The organism is Flavobacterium sp. PLA-1-15 (assembly GCF_049060005.1).
GTDB lineage: Bacteria > Bacteroidota > Bacteroidia > Flavobacteriales > Flavobacteriaceae > Flavobacterium.
This window is the reverse complement of the sequence record NZ_JBMGQS010000031.1, coordinates 12,794-29,642: the sequence shown is the minus strand read 5'-3', so window position 1 is coordinate 29,642 and position 16,849 is coordinate 12,794. Positions and strand designations below refer to the sequence as shown.

Annotated in this window: 15 protein-coding genes; 13 read left to right on the top strand and 2 right to left on the bottom strand. The window is 35.3% G+C overall.

Annotation, left to right across the window (positions count from 1 at the left end; genetic code table 11):
* Positions 1-230: 230 nt before the first annotated feature.
* Entirely contained in the window at positions 231-2,975 is a 2,745-nt protein-coding gene (locus tag ACI6PS_RS14285; protein WP_421013252.1) for a putative LPS assembly protein LptD, read from the bottom strand.
* Between the two features lie 84 nt (positions 2,976-3,059).
* Between ACI6PS_RS14285 and ACI6PS_RS14280 the strand changes: the two genes are divergently transcribed.
* The 10 genes from ACI6PS_RS14280 (at position 3,060) to ACI6PS_RS14235 (ending at position 13,686) form a co-directional block, all read left to right on the top strand.
* A complete protein-coding gene (locus tag ACI6PS_RS14280) occupies positions 3,060-4,211 on the top strand; it encodes an N-acetylmuramoyl-L-alanine amidase family protein (protein ID WP_421013251.1) in 1,152 nt (383 codons plus the stop codon).
* A gap of 53 nt (positions 4,212-4,264) precedes the next feature.
* Complete coding sequence (locus ACI6PS_RS14275) at positions 4,265-5,221, top strand: MlaD family protein (RefSeq protein ID WP_421013250.1); 957 nt, start codon at positions 4,265-4,267, stop codon at positions 5,219-5,221.
* A 10-nt stretch (positions 5,222-5,231) separates the two neighbouring features.
* Positions 5,232-6,566 carry a 4Fe-4S dicluster domain-containing protein gene (locus ACI6PS_RS14270; RefSeq protein ID WP_421013249.1) on the top strand — a complete coding sequence of 445 codons (1,335 nt, stop codon included), beginning with the start codon at positions 5,232-5,234 and terminating at the stop codon, positions 6,564-6,566.
* A 78-nt stretch (positions 6,567-6,644) separates the two neighbouring features.
* The gene (locus ACI6PS_RS14265) at positions 6,645-7,091 is read left to right on the top strand and encodes an LNS2 domain-containing protein (RefSeq protein ID WP_421013248.1); all 447 of its coding nucleotides are present in this window, start codon (positions 6,645-6,647) and stop codon (positions 7,089-7,091) included.
* 76 nt (positions 7,092-7,167) lie between these two features.
* On the top strand, positions 7,168-7,959 hold the full coding sequence (locus tag ACI6PS_RS14260) for a (Fe-S)-binding protein (RefSeq protein WP_421013247.1): 792 nt from the start codon (positions 7,168-7,170) through the stop codon (positions 7,957-7,959).
* A gap of 39 nt (positions 7,960-7,998) precedes the next feature.
* On the top strand, positions 7,999-8,481 hold the full coding sequence (locus ACI6PS_RS14255) for an ABC transporter ATPase (RefSeq protein WP_421013246.1): 483 nt from the start codon (positions 7,999-8,001) through the stop codon (positions 8,479-8,481).
* 12 nt (positions 8,482-8,493) lie between these two features.
* Positions 8,494-11,385 carry a glycoside hydrolase family 3 N-terminal domain-containing protein gene (locus tag ACI6PS_RS14250; RefSeq protein WP_421013245.1) on the top strand — a complete coding sequence of 964 codons (2,892 nt, stop codon included), beginning with the start codon at positions 8,494-8,496 and terminating at the stop codon, positions 11,383-11,385.
* Between the two features lie 77 nt (positions 11,386-11,462).
* Positions 11,463-12,599, top strand: coding sequence for an N-acetyl-alpha-D-glucosaminyl L-malate synthase BshA (gene bshA, locus ACI6PS_RS14245; protein ID WP_421013244.1), 1,137 nt, complete (start codon positions 11,463-11,465; stop codon positions 12,597-12,599).
* The gene (locus ACI6PS_RS14240; RefSeq protein WP_421013243.1) at positions 12,596-13,036 is read left to right on the top strand and encodes a protease complex subunit PrcB family protein; all 441 of its coding nucleotides are present in this window, start codon (positions 12,596-12,598) and stop codon (positions 13,034-13,036) included. The genes bshA and ACI6PS_RS14240 overlap by 4 nt, the downstream gene beginning before the upstream one ends.
* 266 nt (positions 13,037-13,302) lie before the next feature.
* Positions 13,303-13,686 carry a hypothetical protein gene (locus ACI6PS_RS14235; RefSeq protein WP_421013242.1) on the top strand — a complete coding sequence of 128 codons (384 nt, stop codon included), beginning with the start codon at positions 13,303-13,305 and terminating at the stop codon, positions 13,684-13,686.
* Between the two features lie 41 nt (positions 13,687-13,727).
* Here ACI6PS_RS14235 and ACI6PS_RS14230 read toward each other — a convergent pair whose 3' ends face one another.
* A complete protein-coding gene (locus ACI6PS_RS14230) occupies positions 13,728-14,795 on the bottom strand; it encodes a branched-chain amino acid aminotransferase (RefSeq protein WP_421013241.1) in 1,068 nt (355 codons plus the stop codon).
* Between the two features lie 293 nt (positions 14,796-15,088).
* Here ACI6PS_RS14230 and ACI6PS_RS14225 point away from each other — a divergent pair, with 293 nt between their 5' ends.
* Genes ACI6PS_RS14225 through mnmD form a run of 3 tightly spaced genes read left to right on the top strand, consistent with a single transcriptional unit; the run spans position 15,089 to position 16,848 of the window.
* On the top strand, positions 15,089-15,718 hold the full coding sequence (locus ACI6PS_RS14225; RefSeq protein WP_421013240.1) for a DUF4920 domain-containing protein: 630 nt from the start codon (positions 15,089-15,091) through the stop codon (positions 15,716-15,718).
* The gene (locus ACI6PS_RS14220) at positions 15,718-16,176 is read left to right on the top strand and encodes a hypothetical protein (RefSeq protein ID WP_421013239.1); all 459 of its coding nucleotides are present in this window, start codon (positions 15,718-15,720) and stop codon (positions 16,174-16,176) included. Before ACI6PS_RS14225 ends, ACI6PS_RS14220 begins: the two co-directional genes overlap by 1 nt.
* A gap of 9 nt (positions 16,177-16,185) precedes the next feature.
* Positions 16,186-16,848 (top strand): tRNA (5-methylaminomethyl-2-thiouridine)(34)-methyltransferase MnmD, encoded by a 663-nt coding sequence (mnmD, locus tag ACI6PS_RS14215; protein ID WP_421013238.1) that lies wholly within the window; start codon positions 16,186-16,188, stop codon positions 16,846-16,848.
* Position 16,849: the final 1 nt, after the last annotated feature.

Here is a 16,849-nt window from a genome sequence, read left to right as displayed (position 1 = left end):
CACGGTACATTATTGCAAACGCACGGTACATTATTGCAAACGCACGATACATTATTGCAAACGCACGGTACATTATTCCAAACGCACGGTACATTATTTCAAACGCACGGTACATTATTGCAAACGCACGGTACATTATTTCAAACGCACGCAACTAAAAAATAGACCATAAATAACCAACAATCCATAAACACAAATGATAGAGTAGTGGTCAGATGATGATTCAGATACTATCGAATCACCCTATCAGGCTGGGTTCTTTTTTCCCATTTGATGTCGCTCAACATTCCAGATTTAATACCTATAAAGAAGCCCCAGTATGCATTTTCTCCAAAAGGAGTCCAGTTGAAATCCATCCTCCAACTTAGCAAATCTCTTTCAAAACGAAGCTGGGTAAAGGTTACACCATTTTGAACAAAATCATAACCTGTCGAAACTCCAACTTTCCATTTAGGGCTAACGTCAACATTGGCAGAAATCATAATTGAATTACCGGTAATTTCATTCTGTCGCGCCATATTTCCATAGGTCAACGAATAGGCTAAGGTCATGTCCCAAGGGAGTTTAGTGTTGAAAAATCCATCAAAGGCGTCATCTTCATCTTTTTTCTCTTCATCTTCGCCAAATTGACCTCTACGCCGGTCGCTAAAATCGGTATTTGTACCAAATAGATCATCTTCCCGACCTCCATTTCGAGCTCCTTGTTCATTCTTATTGTCGGCTTTTTCATTGCCTTTGCTCGTAAGTGAATAGTTTATGGTAATGTTTGCACTTGTCATCCTGAAAAGGCTTCCACCATTATCAATATTGTATTTATTGATTCTTCTATTTGCATTGTTAAGTGCATACGGATCTAAGGTTGCTCCAAAATTTACATTCATTTTCTCCTTAAATAAAAGAGTTCCACCACTCACACGAACTGGATTCCATGGTAAAGAATCGGCGGCAATGTTATAGCTAGTAGAAAAATTAAGATTGTTCAAAAGCATTACTTTTTTAGGCTCTGTTTTGGTAGAATCCCTATCGGTAACTTTTGCTTCAAAAGTATTGTTTAAACTTAAACCAATATTATTTGAATAATTTTGTCCGGGAACACCAAAAATACCGCCTTCAAATCGGGTGTAGTCTTTTCTCATTGTTCCAGATGCATCGGTATCATAAGTATCCCAATATTTTTCAAAGCTAGGAGTGTAGCTGTGGGATACGGATGGACGCATGACGTGTCTTATGGCTTGTATTTTTTTATCTTCACCAAAATTAAAAGTTCCATAAATTGTTGTTCCTACACTGCTAGAAAACGAATAGGTTCTATATGCATCAAAACCATTCACTTCCTTCTCTACAACTTCACCCTTTTCATAATCAAAATTTCTGTTGATTGTTTTAGTATACCAAACCTCGTTATAATTTATAGCGGTGGAAACACTAAAATGCTTAAAAACTTTAAAGTTGGTGCTTAAAGGAATAGAATGCTGTAGGCCCATTTTTGCATCTCTAAACATTTCGGATTTAAAAAATAGAGAATCCGTTGTGGCAATTCTATTTTCTCCTCTCAAGTTATATTGCAGATTGATATTTTTGATAAAACCTTTCTTTGGGGCATCTTCAGCAGCAAATGGGAAAATCCTATCTACACTTAATTGCAACGTTGGCAATGTCATATTGATTTGTTGCGTTTGCGTATTCTGTTGGTGAGATGCCGTAACAGACATATTTACTGAAGGTACTGAGTTGAATGTCTTGGAGTAAGAAATGGAGGAACTCATTGTGTTGTTGAGTCGAGAACCTACATTGACTTGGTTCAATGAATTTTGAAAATAAGTACTACTACCTAAGTTCACAGAAGCAGAAAACCTCGAATTTGGATTTGCTTTTGCATCCTGAGAATGCGACCATTGAATATTGTAGATGTTTGATTTTGAATAATCGGGAAATCCACGCTCACTCGTAATTTGATTTTCGAAACGTATATTTACATTTCCTCTAAAGTGATAACGTTTGGCATAACTCGACTCAAAACGAAGCGCATAACTCCCGTTGGTATAATAATCTCCAAGGAAAGTTAGATCATAGTTATCGCTCAAGGCAAAATAGTATCCGCCATTTTGAAGTGAATAACCTTGTCTTCTTGTGTCAGTAAAGGTAGGCATAATGACACCTGATTGACTTGTTTCGGTCATTGGAAAAAAGGCAAAAGGAAGACCGATAGGTGTTGGGACATCTGCAATGACCATGTTGGTCAATCCTACCACAACTTTCTTTTTCGGAACAAATTTAGCTTTACGGGCCAGAAAATAATATTCTGGATCATCAATATCTTCTGCAGTAGTGAATTTTACATTTTTCATAAAATACACTGAATCATTTTCCTTTTTAGCAATTTCAGCAATGAAGTTTAGCTCACCCTGCTTGCTTCGAGAATTCCAAATCAAAACTTTCTTAGTTTTAAAATTGAAACGAATGGAATCCGGTTCAACCACATTTGAACCTTGCTTAAAAACGGGTCTTTGTGTGTAGGCTCCGGTACTGTCTTTGATTCTGCCAGCATATACTTCATTTTTGGCATAATCCATTACAATTATTCCAGATTTAAGCTCTACATCTAAATAGTAAAGCTCAGCTTGGTTATAAAGAGTAAGTAATTTATTTTTTTGATCTACTTTTTCATAATCAACAGCCTTACGCTTAACAATTCCATCTAAAGTTGATTTTTTTGGCTTTAAAGTATCTACAACTACAGCTGGTGTGTCTGAAACAATATTTAGGATTGTATCTGTTGAAGTTGTGGCAATTTTTGTGGTATCTGTTTGTTTTTCAGCACGGATAGATGTATTCTTTTTAGGTAACTCCTGAGAATAAGTATTTGAGGTTCCCAGTGTTAAAAAAAATGCTAATAAAACGATATGAAATAAGTTTGTACGCAAAGGTTTAAATGCTATTTTTGTAAAAAGATGGCTCAATTTTTGAAGTGTCAAACTTAATATAAATTTTCATCAAAATAAGTACTTTTCAAAATTATAACCACAAGGTTTCTATTAAAATTAACTTTTATAAGAATTATGAATTCCACAAACAAAATTAAATCTTTTCTGATCATACTTGCATGTTTTTTTTCATCATTAACTTTCGGTCAATCGGGTAAATTCAAAGTTGTGCTTGATGCAGGTCATGGAGGAAAGGATTGGGGAGCTTCGCATCACGGTTTTGTTGAAAAAAACATAGCACTTAATGTTGTGTTGGAATTGGGTAAAATCCTCGAAAAAAATCCAAACATTGAAGTTGTTTATACTCGAAAAACAGATGTCTTTATTGAATTAACCGAAAGAGCTCATATCGCAAACAGAGAAGCAGCCCATTTGTTTTTATCCATTCACTGTAACGGAAACGCAAATTATGCAGCCTATGGAACAGAAACGTTTGTAATGGGAATGTCAAGAAGTGCGATGAACCTTGAAGTAGCAAAGAAAGAAAACCAGGTAATCGAGCTCGAAGCGGATTATAAATTGAAATACAAAGGTTTTGATCCAAAATCTCCAGAAACAACACTTGGTTTAAACTTACTTAAAGAGCAATATCTTGATCAAAGTATTAGTATTGCTGGAAAAATTCAAGAAGGTTTTAGAACAGTTTTGAAAAGAAAAAGTAGAGGTGTCAAGCAAGCGCCGATATGGGTTTTGGACGCGACAGTTATGCCGGGAGCGTTGATTGAATTGGGTTTTATATCGAATAAGGAAGAAGGTGCATACGTTAATTCCAGTGAAGGACAGGATGAGTTAGCTAGAACCATTGCGAACGCTGTATTTAGTTATAAAAAAGAATATTTTGGGTCAGGTGATAATGAGCCAGTGGCTGAGAAATATGTTCCAAAAAATGAACCTGTCCAAAAAGAAGAAAGTGTAAAAACTGTTACTAGGGATGAACCAAAAGAAGTTGCAAAAGCAGATGATTCTAATGGTGTAGTCTTCAAAGTTCAGATTTCTGCAAGTGGAAAAAAATTAGACTTAACTCCAGCTAATTTCAAGGGATTAAACAATTTGTCAATCGCTACTGATAATGGAACATTGTTCAAATATATGTACGGCAATACATCAGATTATAATGTCGCAAAGCAAAATTTAGCCGAAGCAAAATCAAAAGGTTTCGATTCTGCATACATAATTGCATTTAAAGACGGAAAAAAAGTAAATTTGCAGGATGTTATTAAAAACTAAAATAAAGCTTAGTTTCTGATATTTTATTCTAAATTTGATAAAAACGCTATACTTTGAAAATTACAAGAGAGATTAAAACAGCTATATTAGTAATTGCTTCAATATTACTATTCATTTGGGGATACAGTTTTTTAAAAGGGAGCGACTTGCTTTCAAATTATAGAACCTTCTATGTTGAATTTGACAACGTTGAAGGATTGGCACCTTCAGCACCAGTAACGATTAGTGGTCTTGCTGTAGGAAAAGTTACAGCCATAAAACTGCACCATGAAACAGCAAAGCTAACAGTTGAAATTCAAATCAAGAGCGATTTTCCTATTTCTAAATCCAGTGTCGTAAATCTTTATGAGCCCGGTTTTATTGGTGGAAAACAATTGCAGATTATTCCTAATTTAAATGATAAATCAGAGGCTGAAACTGGCGATACTTTAAAAAGTGGAATAGTTCCAGGCCTGTTAACTGGTTTGGGAGATAAATTGGCCCCTGTTCAGCAGAAAGTTGAGCTTGTTTTGGTTAGTGCCGATTCTCTTATCAGTAACTTGAATGATGTATTAGATGCTAAAACCAAAAACAATCTGAAAGCCAGTATTGAAAATCTTAATGCCACAATGGCTAGTTTCAGCAAGACTTCTAAAAGTCTAAGTGAAATTATGGACAACAATAAAGGTAAAATTGACGGTGTTGTAACCAATTTCGAAAAAATATCTTCAAACTTCTCTAAAGTTTCCGATACAATTGCTAAAGCAAAAATAGGTGAAGCAATTAATAATCTAGAGAAAACACTCGATGGTGTAAATAAAATTGTAAAGGATTTAGAAACTGGAAAAGGAACAATGGGTAAATTACTCAAGGATGATGCGATGTACAATAATTTCACTAAAACTTCAAAAGAATTAGAGTTATTACTGCAAGATTTACGACTTAATCCAACGCGATACATCAATGTTTCTCTTTTTGGTAAAAAGAACAAGCCTTATGTAGCACCAAAAGTAGCAGATACGATAAAGTAAAAATCAGTATATGAGTTATTTAGATAATATATTTTTTGCTATACTCCTGATTTTAGGAGTCGGATATTTTACTTTAAATGTCAAGAAAATCATTCGCAATATTAAATTGGGAAGAGATATTAATCGTTCCGATAATCCTTCTCAACGATGGAAAAACATGGCAATGATTGCTCTTGGGCAATCTAAAATGGTTAAAAGGCCGGTTTCGGGAATCCTTCACATCATTGTTTATGTAGGATTTGTCATTATCAACATAGAAATGCTCGAAATCATCATCGATGGACTTTTCGGAACCCATCGTGTTTTTGGTTTTATGGGGGGCTTTTATGACGTTCTAATTGGTTTCTTCGAGATTTTGGCAGCACTTGTCTTGGTTGCAGCAATTATTTTTTACGCAAGAAGAAATTTTATCAAACTAAAAAGATTCATTCATTCTGATTTGAAAGGATGGCCAAAAAGTGATGCCAATTATGTCTTGTACTTCGAAGTTGTTTTAATGACTTTATTCCTATTGATGAATGCAGCAGACTATCATTTACAAAATGTAAGCGGAGGCTTTATGGATTTTCATCAAGTTGGTGCTTTTCCGGTAAGTCAATATATAGCTTCTATTTTTGATGGAATGCCGAATGGAACAGTTTACATTGTTGAAAGGGCGGCATGGTGGTTACATATTATTGGTGTATTGATCTTTTTGAATTATCTCTATTTCTCAAAGCATTTGCACATTTTGCTTGCTTTCCCAAACACTTATTTTGCAGATTTGAATCCGAAAGGAAAATTTGATAACCTTGAGTCGGTTACAAATGAAGTAAAATTGATGATGGATCCAAATGCAGATCCGTTTGCAGCAGCTCCAGTTGATGCCGATGCAGTCCCTTCAAAATTTGGAGCAAGTGATGTTCAGGATTTAAATTGGGTGCAATTGATGAATGCCTATACTTGTACTGAATGTGGACGTTGTACTTCTTCTTGTCCAGCAAATATTACCGGAAAAAAGTTATCTCCACGTAAAATCATGATGGATACGCGTGATAGATTGGTTGAAGTTGGAAATAATATAGATGCCAACAAAGGTGTTTTTGTTCCAGACAATAAAACGCTTCTAAACGATTACATCACGCCTGAAGAACTTTGGGCTTGTACTTCTTGCAACGCTTGTGTGGAAGAATGTCCGGTAAATATCAGCCCGCTTTCGATTATTATGGATATGAGACGTTACTTGGTAATGGAACAAAGTGCGGCGCCAATGTCCTTGAATGCGATGATGACAAATGTAGAAAATAACGGAGCACCTTGGCAGTATAGCCAACAGGACCGTTTGAACTGGAAAAACGAAAATTAGTATATAAAAATTCTCTTATAAGTGAGGTTAAGGGTGTTTTTAATTTCAAATCAAAAATAAATTAGAAACAAAACGAAAATGAAAACTGAAGATTTAGACAAGCAACTGGTTACAGCCACTGAAAACGGACATACAATCAGTCCAGTTTTACCTCAAGGAGTAAAAAATTATTTAATTGATATTGATGGAACCGTTTGTGATGATATTCCAAACGAAGAACCAGAAAGAATGCTTACGGCTGAATTGTATCCGGATGCATTGATCACCTTAAATAAATGGTATGATGAAGGTCATATCATCTTCTTTTTCACTTCAAGAACCGAAGCCCACAGAGAATATACCGAAATTTGGTTGAAGAAACACGGTTTTAAATACCACGGAATCCTTTTCGGAAAACCACGCGGAGGAAATTATCACTGGATTGATAATCATTTGGTAAAGGCAACTCGCTACAGAGGAAAATTTACTGATTTAGTAGATAAAGAAGTTACGATTCAAGTTTTTGATGACGAACACCACGAATAGTTGATTCGTTTATTTGATCTTTTGTTTATTCGAAACAAATTAACAAATACCCGAATCACCAAATAAACATTAGTATATGTCAGAGATTTTAAATGTGCCAACAATGGCCGAAATGCTTGCCGAAGGAAAACAGCCAGAAGTATTGTTCTGGGTGGGTTGCGCAGGAAGTTTCGATGATAGGGCAAAAAAAATAACCAAAGCATTCGTTCGGATTCTAAATCGTGCGAATGTTTCTTTTGCAGTTTTAGGAACCGAGGAAAGCTGTACAGGCGATCCTGCAAAAAGAGCAGGAAATGAGTTTTTGTTTCAAATGCAGGCTATGATGAACATTGAAGTTCTAAATGCCTATGAAGCAAAAAAGATCGTTACTGCTTGTCCACATTGTTTCAACACATTAAAAAATGAATATCCGGAATTAGGTGGAAAATATGAAGTTGTTCATCACACACAATTCTTAAAATCGTTGTTGGACGACGGAAGATTGACCATTGAAGGCGGACAATTCAAGGGAAAAAGAATTACTTTTCACGACCCTTGTTATCTCGGAAGAGCTAATAACGTTTATGAAGCACCAAGAGAATTAATCCAGAAATTAGATGCTGAATTGGTAGAGATGAAACGCTCCAAAGCAAATGGTTTATGCTGTGGTGCAGGTGGTGCTCAAATGTTTAAGGATGCAGAGCCTGGTAATAAAGAAGTCTTCATCGAAAGAACTGAAGATGCTTTGGAAACGCAACCTCAGGTAATTGCTGCAGGTTGTCCATTTTGCAATACAATGCTTACCGATGGTGTAAAAAACAAAGAAAAAGAAGGCGAAATCAAAGTAATGGATGTAGCCGAATTAATTGCAAATGCACAGGATTTGTAATCTCAAATCTGAATTCTAAAATCATAAATCTAAAATCAAATGTACGTTCCATTCGAAAATTTGCCAGAAGAATCCAGAATTTGGATTTATCAATCCAATAGAAAATTCACTGACGAAGAGTTTGCAGAAATCGAAAAGGATCTGCAAGTTTTCGTTGAAAATTGGGCAGCCCACGGAACTGGTCTTGAAGCTTCATTTCAATTGAAATACAACCGTTTCATTATTTTGGCGGTCAATCAAGAAGCGCAAGCCGCTACGGGATGTTCCATAGATTCTTCGGTTGCTTTTATCCAGAGTTTGGAAAAAAAATACGAGGTGGATTTATTGGACAAGATGAATGTTACGTTCAAATTAGGAGAACATGTTGCCCACAAACCTTTGATTGATTTCAAGAAAATGGCCAAAGATAAGGCTGTTACAGGCAACACAATTGTTTTTAATAACCTGGTAAACAATATCGCAGAATACAACGAATCGTGGGAAGTTCCGGCAAGAGACAGCTGGCACAGTCGTTTTTTCTAAAATCATTTCCCCATGAAATATTTCATCCTCGTACTTGTATTTATTAGTCAAATTTCGCTTGCGCAAAAAAACCGCAGAACCGAACAATCCGTTTGGGTGGACAGCGTTTACAACCAGATGTCTTTTGATGAACGCGTTGGCCAACTTTTTATGGTTGCCGCTTATTCCAATAAGGATACAGTTCACACGAATGCCATCGAAAAACTGATTACGAATTATAAGATTGGAGGATTGATCTTCTTTCAAGGCGGTCCTTACCGTCAGGCTAAACTAACGAATCAATTTCAAGCGAAATCAAAACTCCCAATGTTTATTGGTATTGATGCCGAATGGGGATTGGCAATGCGTTTGGATTCTGTAAATCGTTTTCCTTGGAACATGACCTTGGGAGCCATCCAAAACAATAAGTTGATTGAAAAAGTTGGCGAAGAATACGGAAAACAGAGTAAGAGAATGGGCATCCATTTTAATTTTGCTCCCGTTTTGGACATTAATACAAATCCTTTAAATCCTATTATCGGAAACAGGTCTTTCGGGGAAGATAAATTCAATGTAACTGAAAAAGCATTGGCTTTAATGAAAGGCGTTCAGCGTGAAGGCGTTTTTGCAACTGGAAAACATTTTCCAGGACACGGAGCTACCGAAACGGATTCGCATCATACTTTACCAGTAATTAATTTCACCAAAGAGCGAATTGATGATGTAGAATTCTATCCTTATAAAAAGCTTTTTAAGGAAGGCTTGGCTTCTGTTATGGTTGCACATCTGGATGTTCCTGCTTTGGAACCTAGGGAAAATTATCCTTCATCAATTTCCTATAATATCGTTACCAATATTCTTCAAAAACAGCTTGGTTTTGAAGGTTTGATTTTTACGGATGCCTTGAATATGAAAGGAGCAAGCAACTTCAAACAAGCGGGAGAAATTGATTTGGAAGCTTTATTGGCAGGAAATGATGTTTTGCTTTTTGCTGAAAATGTTCCGGTGGCTCTAGAAAAAATCTGTGTGGCTTATCAGGATACGATTCTATCGGAGGAACGATTGGCACATTCTGTAAAGAAAATTCTTCAGTTCAAGTACAAGGCTGGTTTGGATAAGTACAAACCTATCGACACGAAAAGTCTTTCTAATGATGTAAATCCAATTGAAAATACGGCTTTTCAATATGAATTGTATGAAAATGCAATTACCGTATTGAAAAATGATGAATCCATTTTGCCTATAAAGGATATTGAAAACGAAAAGATTGCCTATGTAAAATTAGGCGACGATGGAAATTCCTCTTTTCTTACAACCTTAAAACAATACACCGAAGTAACCGAAGTTTCGGATCCAAATATTGATAGCTTACTGATTAAACTTAAAGATTATTCTAAAGTAATTGTCGGATTTCACAAGGCAGATGGTGCTTGGAAAAAACACGATTTCAAAGCAGAAGAATTGGCAAGGTTGGATTCAATTGCAAAACATAAGAAGGTAATTGTGGATGTTTTTGCAAAACCATATTCACTTTTACCAATTACTAATTTTTCGAATATAGAAGGATTAATTGTTTCCTATCAGAATACCGACGTATCGCAAATTGTTTCTGGTCAGTTGATTTTTGGAGCTTTCGAATCTAAAGGAAAATTGCCAGTTTCGATTAATAATTCGTTTAAAGTGAATGATGGTTTAAAGACTCAAAAATTGGATGTTCTTGGATTTACAGCTCCTGAAAATGTGGGTGTAAATTCGACTATTTTATCTAAAATTGACAAGATTGCAGAAAAAGCAATTGATGCTAAAATGACTCCCGGAGCTCAAATTTTGGTCGCCAGAAAAGGTAAGGTAATCTATCAGAAATCTTTTGGATTTCATACGTATGATAAAGTGACGAAAGTTAAAAATGATGATATTTATGACGTTGCTTCTATCACAAAAATGATTTCAACTTTGCCAAATGTGATGCAATTGTATGATAAGAATAAGGTAGAATTGGATACAAAATTGGGTAAGATATTGCCTCTTTTTAATGATTCGGATAAGAAAAACATCACCTTTAAAGATTTGCTTTCACATCAGGCAAGATTGCAAGCTTGGGTTCCTTTTTATAAAGAGACCTTGGATAAGGACCAAAAACCAAGCGAGAACTATTACAGAAAATTACCGGATTCACAATTCTCAATTCAAGTTGCCGATAGTCTTTTCATCAGAAATGATTATAATGATACCATCATGCATGCGATCGCAAAAAGTAAATTATTACCAAAAAAAGAATACAAATACAGCGATTTTACGTTTATCATTTTAAAAGAGTATTTGGAAAATGCTACGCATCAATCTTTGGATATTTTGAGTTACAATCATTTTTTCAAACCTTTGGGAATGAACAATACTTCGTATAATCCTTTGCAGAAATTTGCGAAAGACAGAATTCCTCCAACAGAAATTGACACGTATTTCAGGTATCAAAACATTCAAGGTTTTGTACACGATATGGAAGCTTCGATGGAAGGTGGAGTGGCAGGTCACGCAGGAATTTTCTCCAATGCCATGGATGTTGCCAAGATCATGCAGATGTATCTTCAAAAAGGGAAATATGCCGGAAAAGAATATTTCTCAGAAACTACTTTTAATACCTTCAACACTTGTCATTTTTGTGCTGAAGGAAATAGGAGAGGTCTAGGGTTCGACAAGCAACAACTTCCAGGAACTTCTGGACCAACATGTGGTTGCGCTTCTGCATCAAGCTTTGGGCATACAGGTTTCACAGGAACAATCGCTTGGGCCGACCCTGACCAAGAATTGGTTTATATATTTCTTTCCAACAGAACTTTTCCGGATTCGAACAAACCGAATACCTTATCAAAAGAAAACATAAGAGAAGACATCCAAAAGGTGATTTACGAGGCCATCAAGAAATAAACATAAAGTTAATTTCATCTAAATACCACCACTGCCAATTGCTATTTTCGTTAATTTTGTTAGACTAAAAAACAAAAATGAAAATAGCAATTGTTTGTTATCCAACCTTCGGAGGTAGTGGTGTGGTTGCCACAGAATTAGGTCTAGAATTAGCCCGAAGAGGCCACGAAATACACTTTATTACTTACAGCCAGCCCGTTCGTTTGGCGCTACTGAATCCAAATGTTCATTACCACGAGGTTAACGTTCCAGAATATCCTTTGTTTCATTATCAACCGTATGAATTGGCCTTGTCAAGCAAGTTGGTCGATATGGTGAAATTGTATAAGATTGAATTGTTGCACGTTCATTATGCTATTCCGCATGCTTATGCAGGTTACATGGCGAAGCAAATGTTGAAGGACGAAGGAATTGATATCCCGATGGTAACAACGCTTCACGGTACTGATATTACTTTGGTAGGAAACCATCCATTCTATAAGCCAGCCGTAACGTTTAGCATCAATAAATCAGATATTGTGACCTCCGTATCTCAAAGTTTGAAAGACGATACGATGAAACTTTTCAATATAAAGAAAGACATTACTGTAATCCCCAATTTTATTGAATTGGATAAAAATTTGAATGATGCGAGTATTCCTTGTCGTCGTTCGGTAATGGCGAAGTCCGATGAAAGGATAATTACACACATCAGTAATTTCAGAAAAGTAAAACGTATTCCGGATATTGTAAAGATATTTTATAAGATCCAGCAAGAAATTCCAGCAAAGTTGATGATGGTGGGTGATGGTCCCGAAAAAGAAAAAGCCGAACGATTGTGTGCCGAATTAGGAATTTTAGACAAAGTTATCTTCTTTGGAAACAGTAACGAAATTGATCGAATCTTAAGCTATACCGATCTATTCCTTTTACCATCAGAAACAGAAAGTTTTGGTTTGGCCGCTTTGGAAGCTATGGCATGGGGAATCCCAGTCATTTCAAGTAATTCGGGTGGTTTGCCAGAAGTGAATTTTGATGGTATATCTGGTTATTTGAGTGACGTTGGCAAAACAGATGAAATGGCCGAAAATGCTCTTAAGATTTTAAAAGATGATGCTGTTTTAGCAGAGTTCAAGAATAATGCGTTATCGATCGCAAAACAATTTGATATTAAAAATATTTTACCACTATACGAAGCCTTGTATGAAAAGGCTTTAGAAAAACAAACTGTATGAAAAAGTTATTAATTATTCCAGTGATCACGTTGCTCATTTCTTGTAACTGTAAAAAAGCGGCAGTCGCTGAAGGTAATGACAAATTAAAGCAACAGATGTTTGAAGTATTGGCCGAATCACAATACCAAGGAAAAGAGGAAGCGAGTTATGAAGTCATTAAGGATGAAGCTTCGTTGAAAGCGTTGTATCAGTCCATAAACAATGAAGATGTTCCTAAAATTGATTTTAAAAATCAGAGAGTAGTAGCTCTGTTTTTAGGACAAAAAAATTCGGGAGGGCATGCCATCACGATTAAGAATGTTACAGAAAAGGATGGCAAGATTTCGGTGGAAGTACAAAAAACAAGTCCAAAACCAGGAGAAAATGCAACTATGGCAATGACAAATCCTTACTGTATTGCTAAAATCAATTCCACTAAGGAAATAGTTTTCAATTAATGTTTTAGATATCCTTTTATAAAAAACAGGAAACCAATAAAAACAAAAAAACCAAGAAGTATAAAGTAGCTTCCTTTGTAGAATTTTCTATGGAGTTTAAGATCTTTTCGATAAGAATAAATCATTGCGATGATAAAGATTACAACAAAAAAAACCGCGAAATATAGTTGACCTTGACTGAACATAATGCTTAAAAATTTCATGCAAAAGTAGGTATTAATTGTCAGAAGTTATTATTTTGCATTAATCATTTAACTAAATATAAAATGCAAAAACAATTAAATTCAGTAAAAGATTTTCATGAAGCATTCAGGGTAGGTTTTAGCGAAAATCCAAAAGCAGATTTGGGAGAAGCTAAAAATATTCTTCGTTATAATTTGATGAAGGAAGAAAATGAAGAGTATCTAGAAGCCGTTCAAAATAAGGATATTGTTGAAATTGCTGATGCTTTGGGAGACATGCTCTATATCTTATGCGGTACTATTATCGAGCATGGACTTCAACATAAGATTGAAGAAGTTTTCGATGAAATCCAACGCAGTAATATGAGTAAGTTGGGCGAGGACGGAAATCCAATTTACAGAGAAGACGGAAAGGTAATGAAAGGGCCTAATTATTTCAAACCCAATTTTGCAGAAATTTTAAAATAAAAAAAAAGCTCGAAATTTATTTTCGAGCTTTTTCGTTTTAACTATATTTTTACTGTCCAGCCAAAAGTATCTTCAGCTAGTTTGTATTGAATTTTCGTTAGCTTGTCTTTCAATTGCAAAGCCAAAGAATTTTCTAATTTTGGTAATTCATAGTAAGTGTCCTGATAAGAGAATCCAACGATAGGATTTACCACAGCTGCAGTTCCAGCTCCAAAAATTTCTTTCAAAGAACCATTATTCGCTGCTTCAATTATTTCTTCAACAAGAACAGGACGAACATCAACCGCTATTCCATCTCTTTTTGCAAGATCTATCAAGCTTTTTCGGGTTACACCATCCAAAATCCTTTCGCTTGTTGGAGCCGTATATAAGGTATCATTGATTCTGAAGAAAACATTCATGGTTCCGGCTTCTTCAAGTTTTGTATGCGTTGCGTCATCGGTCCAAATAATTTGCTGGAAGCCTTTTTCATTCGCTAATTTGGTTGGATAAAACTGAGCTGAATAATTCCCAGCCGCTTTTGCAGCGCCAATTCCTCCATTTGCCGCACGGCTGTAATGCTCGGCGATGATTACTTTTACTTCTCCCGAATAATAAGATTTAGCAGGAGAAAGTATAATCATAAAGCGGTATTGTGTAGAAGGTGCCGCGATTACTCCTGAACCAATCGCAATCATGAACGGTCGGATATACAAAGTATTTCCAAGTCCTTTTTTGACCCATTCTCTTTCTAAATCAATCAATCGGTGAAGTCCGCTCATGAATATTTCTTCGTCGACTTCAGGCATTGCCATTCTTTTCGCCGATTTGTTGAATCGCTCGAAATTTTCTTCAGGCCTGAAAAGCCAAACATCATCATTATCATCTTTGTAAGCCTTCATGCCTTCAAAAATGGCCTGACCATAATGAAACACTTTTGCAGAAGGATCCAATAGGAAAGGAGCATAGGGCTTTATCTCGGCTTTTTGCCATTTACCTTCTCTAAAATCGCATACAAACATGTGGTCTGTAAAGGTTGTTCCGAAAGTTAAACTGTCAAAATCAACGGTATCAATCTTAGAAACGGGAACCTTAACTATATCGATTTCGTGAGCAGTTTTTGAACTCATTTATTGTAGTATTTATTTTGATTTTTATTGGTAACTTAATGATATTAAATTATTTACAATAAAAATAAAAAGATGAATAGGATTAATTTTATATTTTGGCTAAATTAGTAAAAAATGATATGAATCGTGAGCCACTAAGAAATAATTTGATACTTTTTCTAATTTGATTGATTACCGCTTAAAAAAATATAAAATCAATAAGAATAATTGAAATTTGATAATAGAATAGCTTAAAGTTCCAATAAACTCTTATTTTTGTAACTTCATTATGTAGAATCATTAAAAATATAAAAATGAAAAAAATATTTATTTTAATTTGTTCATTATCTGTATTGATTAGTTGTAAAAATAAATCAGAAGAAGTAGAAATTGATGAAATCAAAACAGAAACTCCTGCTGATACAATTGCTTCAAAAGACACTTTAGCTACTATTGAAACGGTTGTACCGGAAGTGAAAGAGGAAAAAATTAACGAGGAAGATATTAAGGAAGTAAAAGTTGAAACCAAAGAAGCAAAAATGGAATATGCATCTTTCGGAAGTAAATTCAAAGAAAATAAAGCTTTAACGAAAGAGGAAATGCTAAAGAAATATAAGTCTATGAAAAAGGGCGATACTTTGGCAGTTCAATTCAAATCAAAAATCAAAGACGTTTGCAAGAAAAAAGGTTGCTGGATGTCAATGGATTTGGCTAATGAAAAAGAATCATTCGTTCGTTTCAAAGATTATGGATTTTTCGTTCCGTTGAATGCAGATAATTCAAATGCAATCGTTACCGGAAGAGCTTATTTGGATGTAATTACGGTTGATGAATTGAAACACTATGCAAAAGACGGTGGTAAGTCTGAAGAGGAAATTGCCAAAATTACAGAACCAAAAATCACTTATGCATTCCAAGCTGACGGTGTTTTAATCGAAAAATAATGGATAGATTCTTAGTATTTATTTTCTTCATCATCCTGGTATCTTGCGATAAGAAGGTTGAAAAAACGGAAACAATTAATGATTCTGTAGAAAAACCTTCTGAAAAAAAGGAAGACAAAAAGTTTGAAATGTATGAAATGTCCGAAATGTCGCTTTTGATGGAGCAGATGTATGTGGATAATCAGCGTTTGAAGGAAAGAATCAAAAATGGAGACACAATCGGGAAGTTTCCGAATCATTTCCTAAAGATTCACAAAGCTGTAATGACCGATGAACAAGAAAACGATGCTTTTTTTAAGGAACAAGCAAAGAATTTCATCAAAGCACAGCAGATGATTTATGAAGATCCAAAAAATGCCAAAGAACATTTCAATACAGGTGTCGATGTCTGTTTGAAATGCCATCAAGTCAAGTGTGGCGGACCAATTCCAAGAATTAAAAAATTATACATCGAATAATTTATTCAAATGAAAAGAGAGATTATTCAAACTTCCGATGGTTCCACAACCATCCATTTGCCGGATTGGAACGAAAATTATCATTCCAAACACGGAGCTATACAAGAAGCAAAACATGTATTCATAAAAAACGGACTTTCCTTATTCAATGGGAAGTCCGTTTCCATTTTGGAAATAGGTTTCGGAACCGGATTGAATGCATTCATAACTTATTTAGAAACAGAGAAAAGAAATCAACAGATACATTATGTTGGAGTAGAGGCTTATCCCGTATCGTTTGAAGAAGTAGCCCAGATGAATTATGTCTCGGAATTAGATGTAGAAAATAAGGCAGTAGTTTTTCAAAATATGCACGAATCAGAATGGAATACAAATGTTAAAATTTCTGATAACTTTTCCTTGACAAAAAGAAAGCAATTCTTTAATGAAATAACTGATGTTGAGCAATTTGATTTAATCTATTTTGATGCATTCGGGTTTAGGGTACAGCCAGAATTATGGACTACAGAAATCTTCCAAAAGATGTTCAACGCCTTGAAGCACGACAGCTATTTGGTTACTTACGCCGCAAGAGGTTCTGTCAAGAGAAGCATGATTGAAGTAGGCTTCACCGTAGAGAAATTAGAAGGCCCTCCCGGCAAGCGTGAAATGTTCAGAGCCTACAAAAAATAGT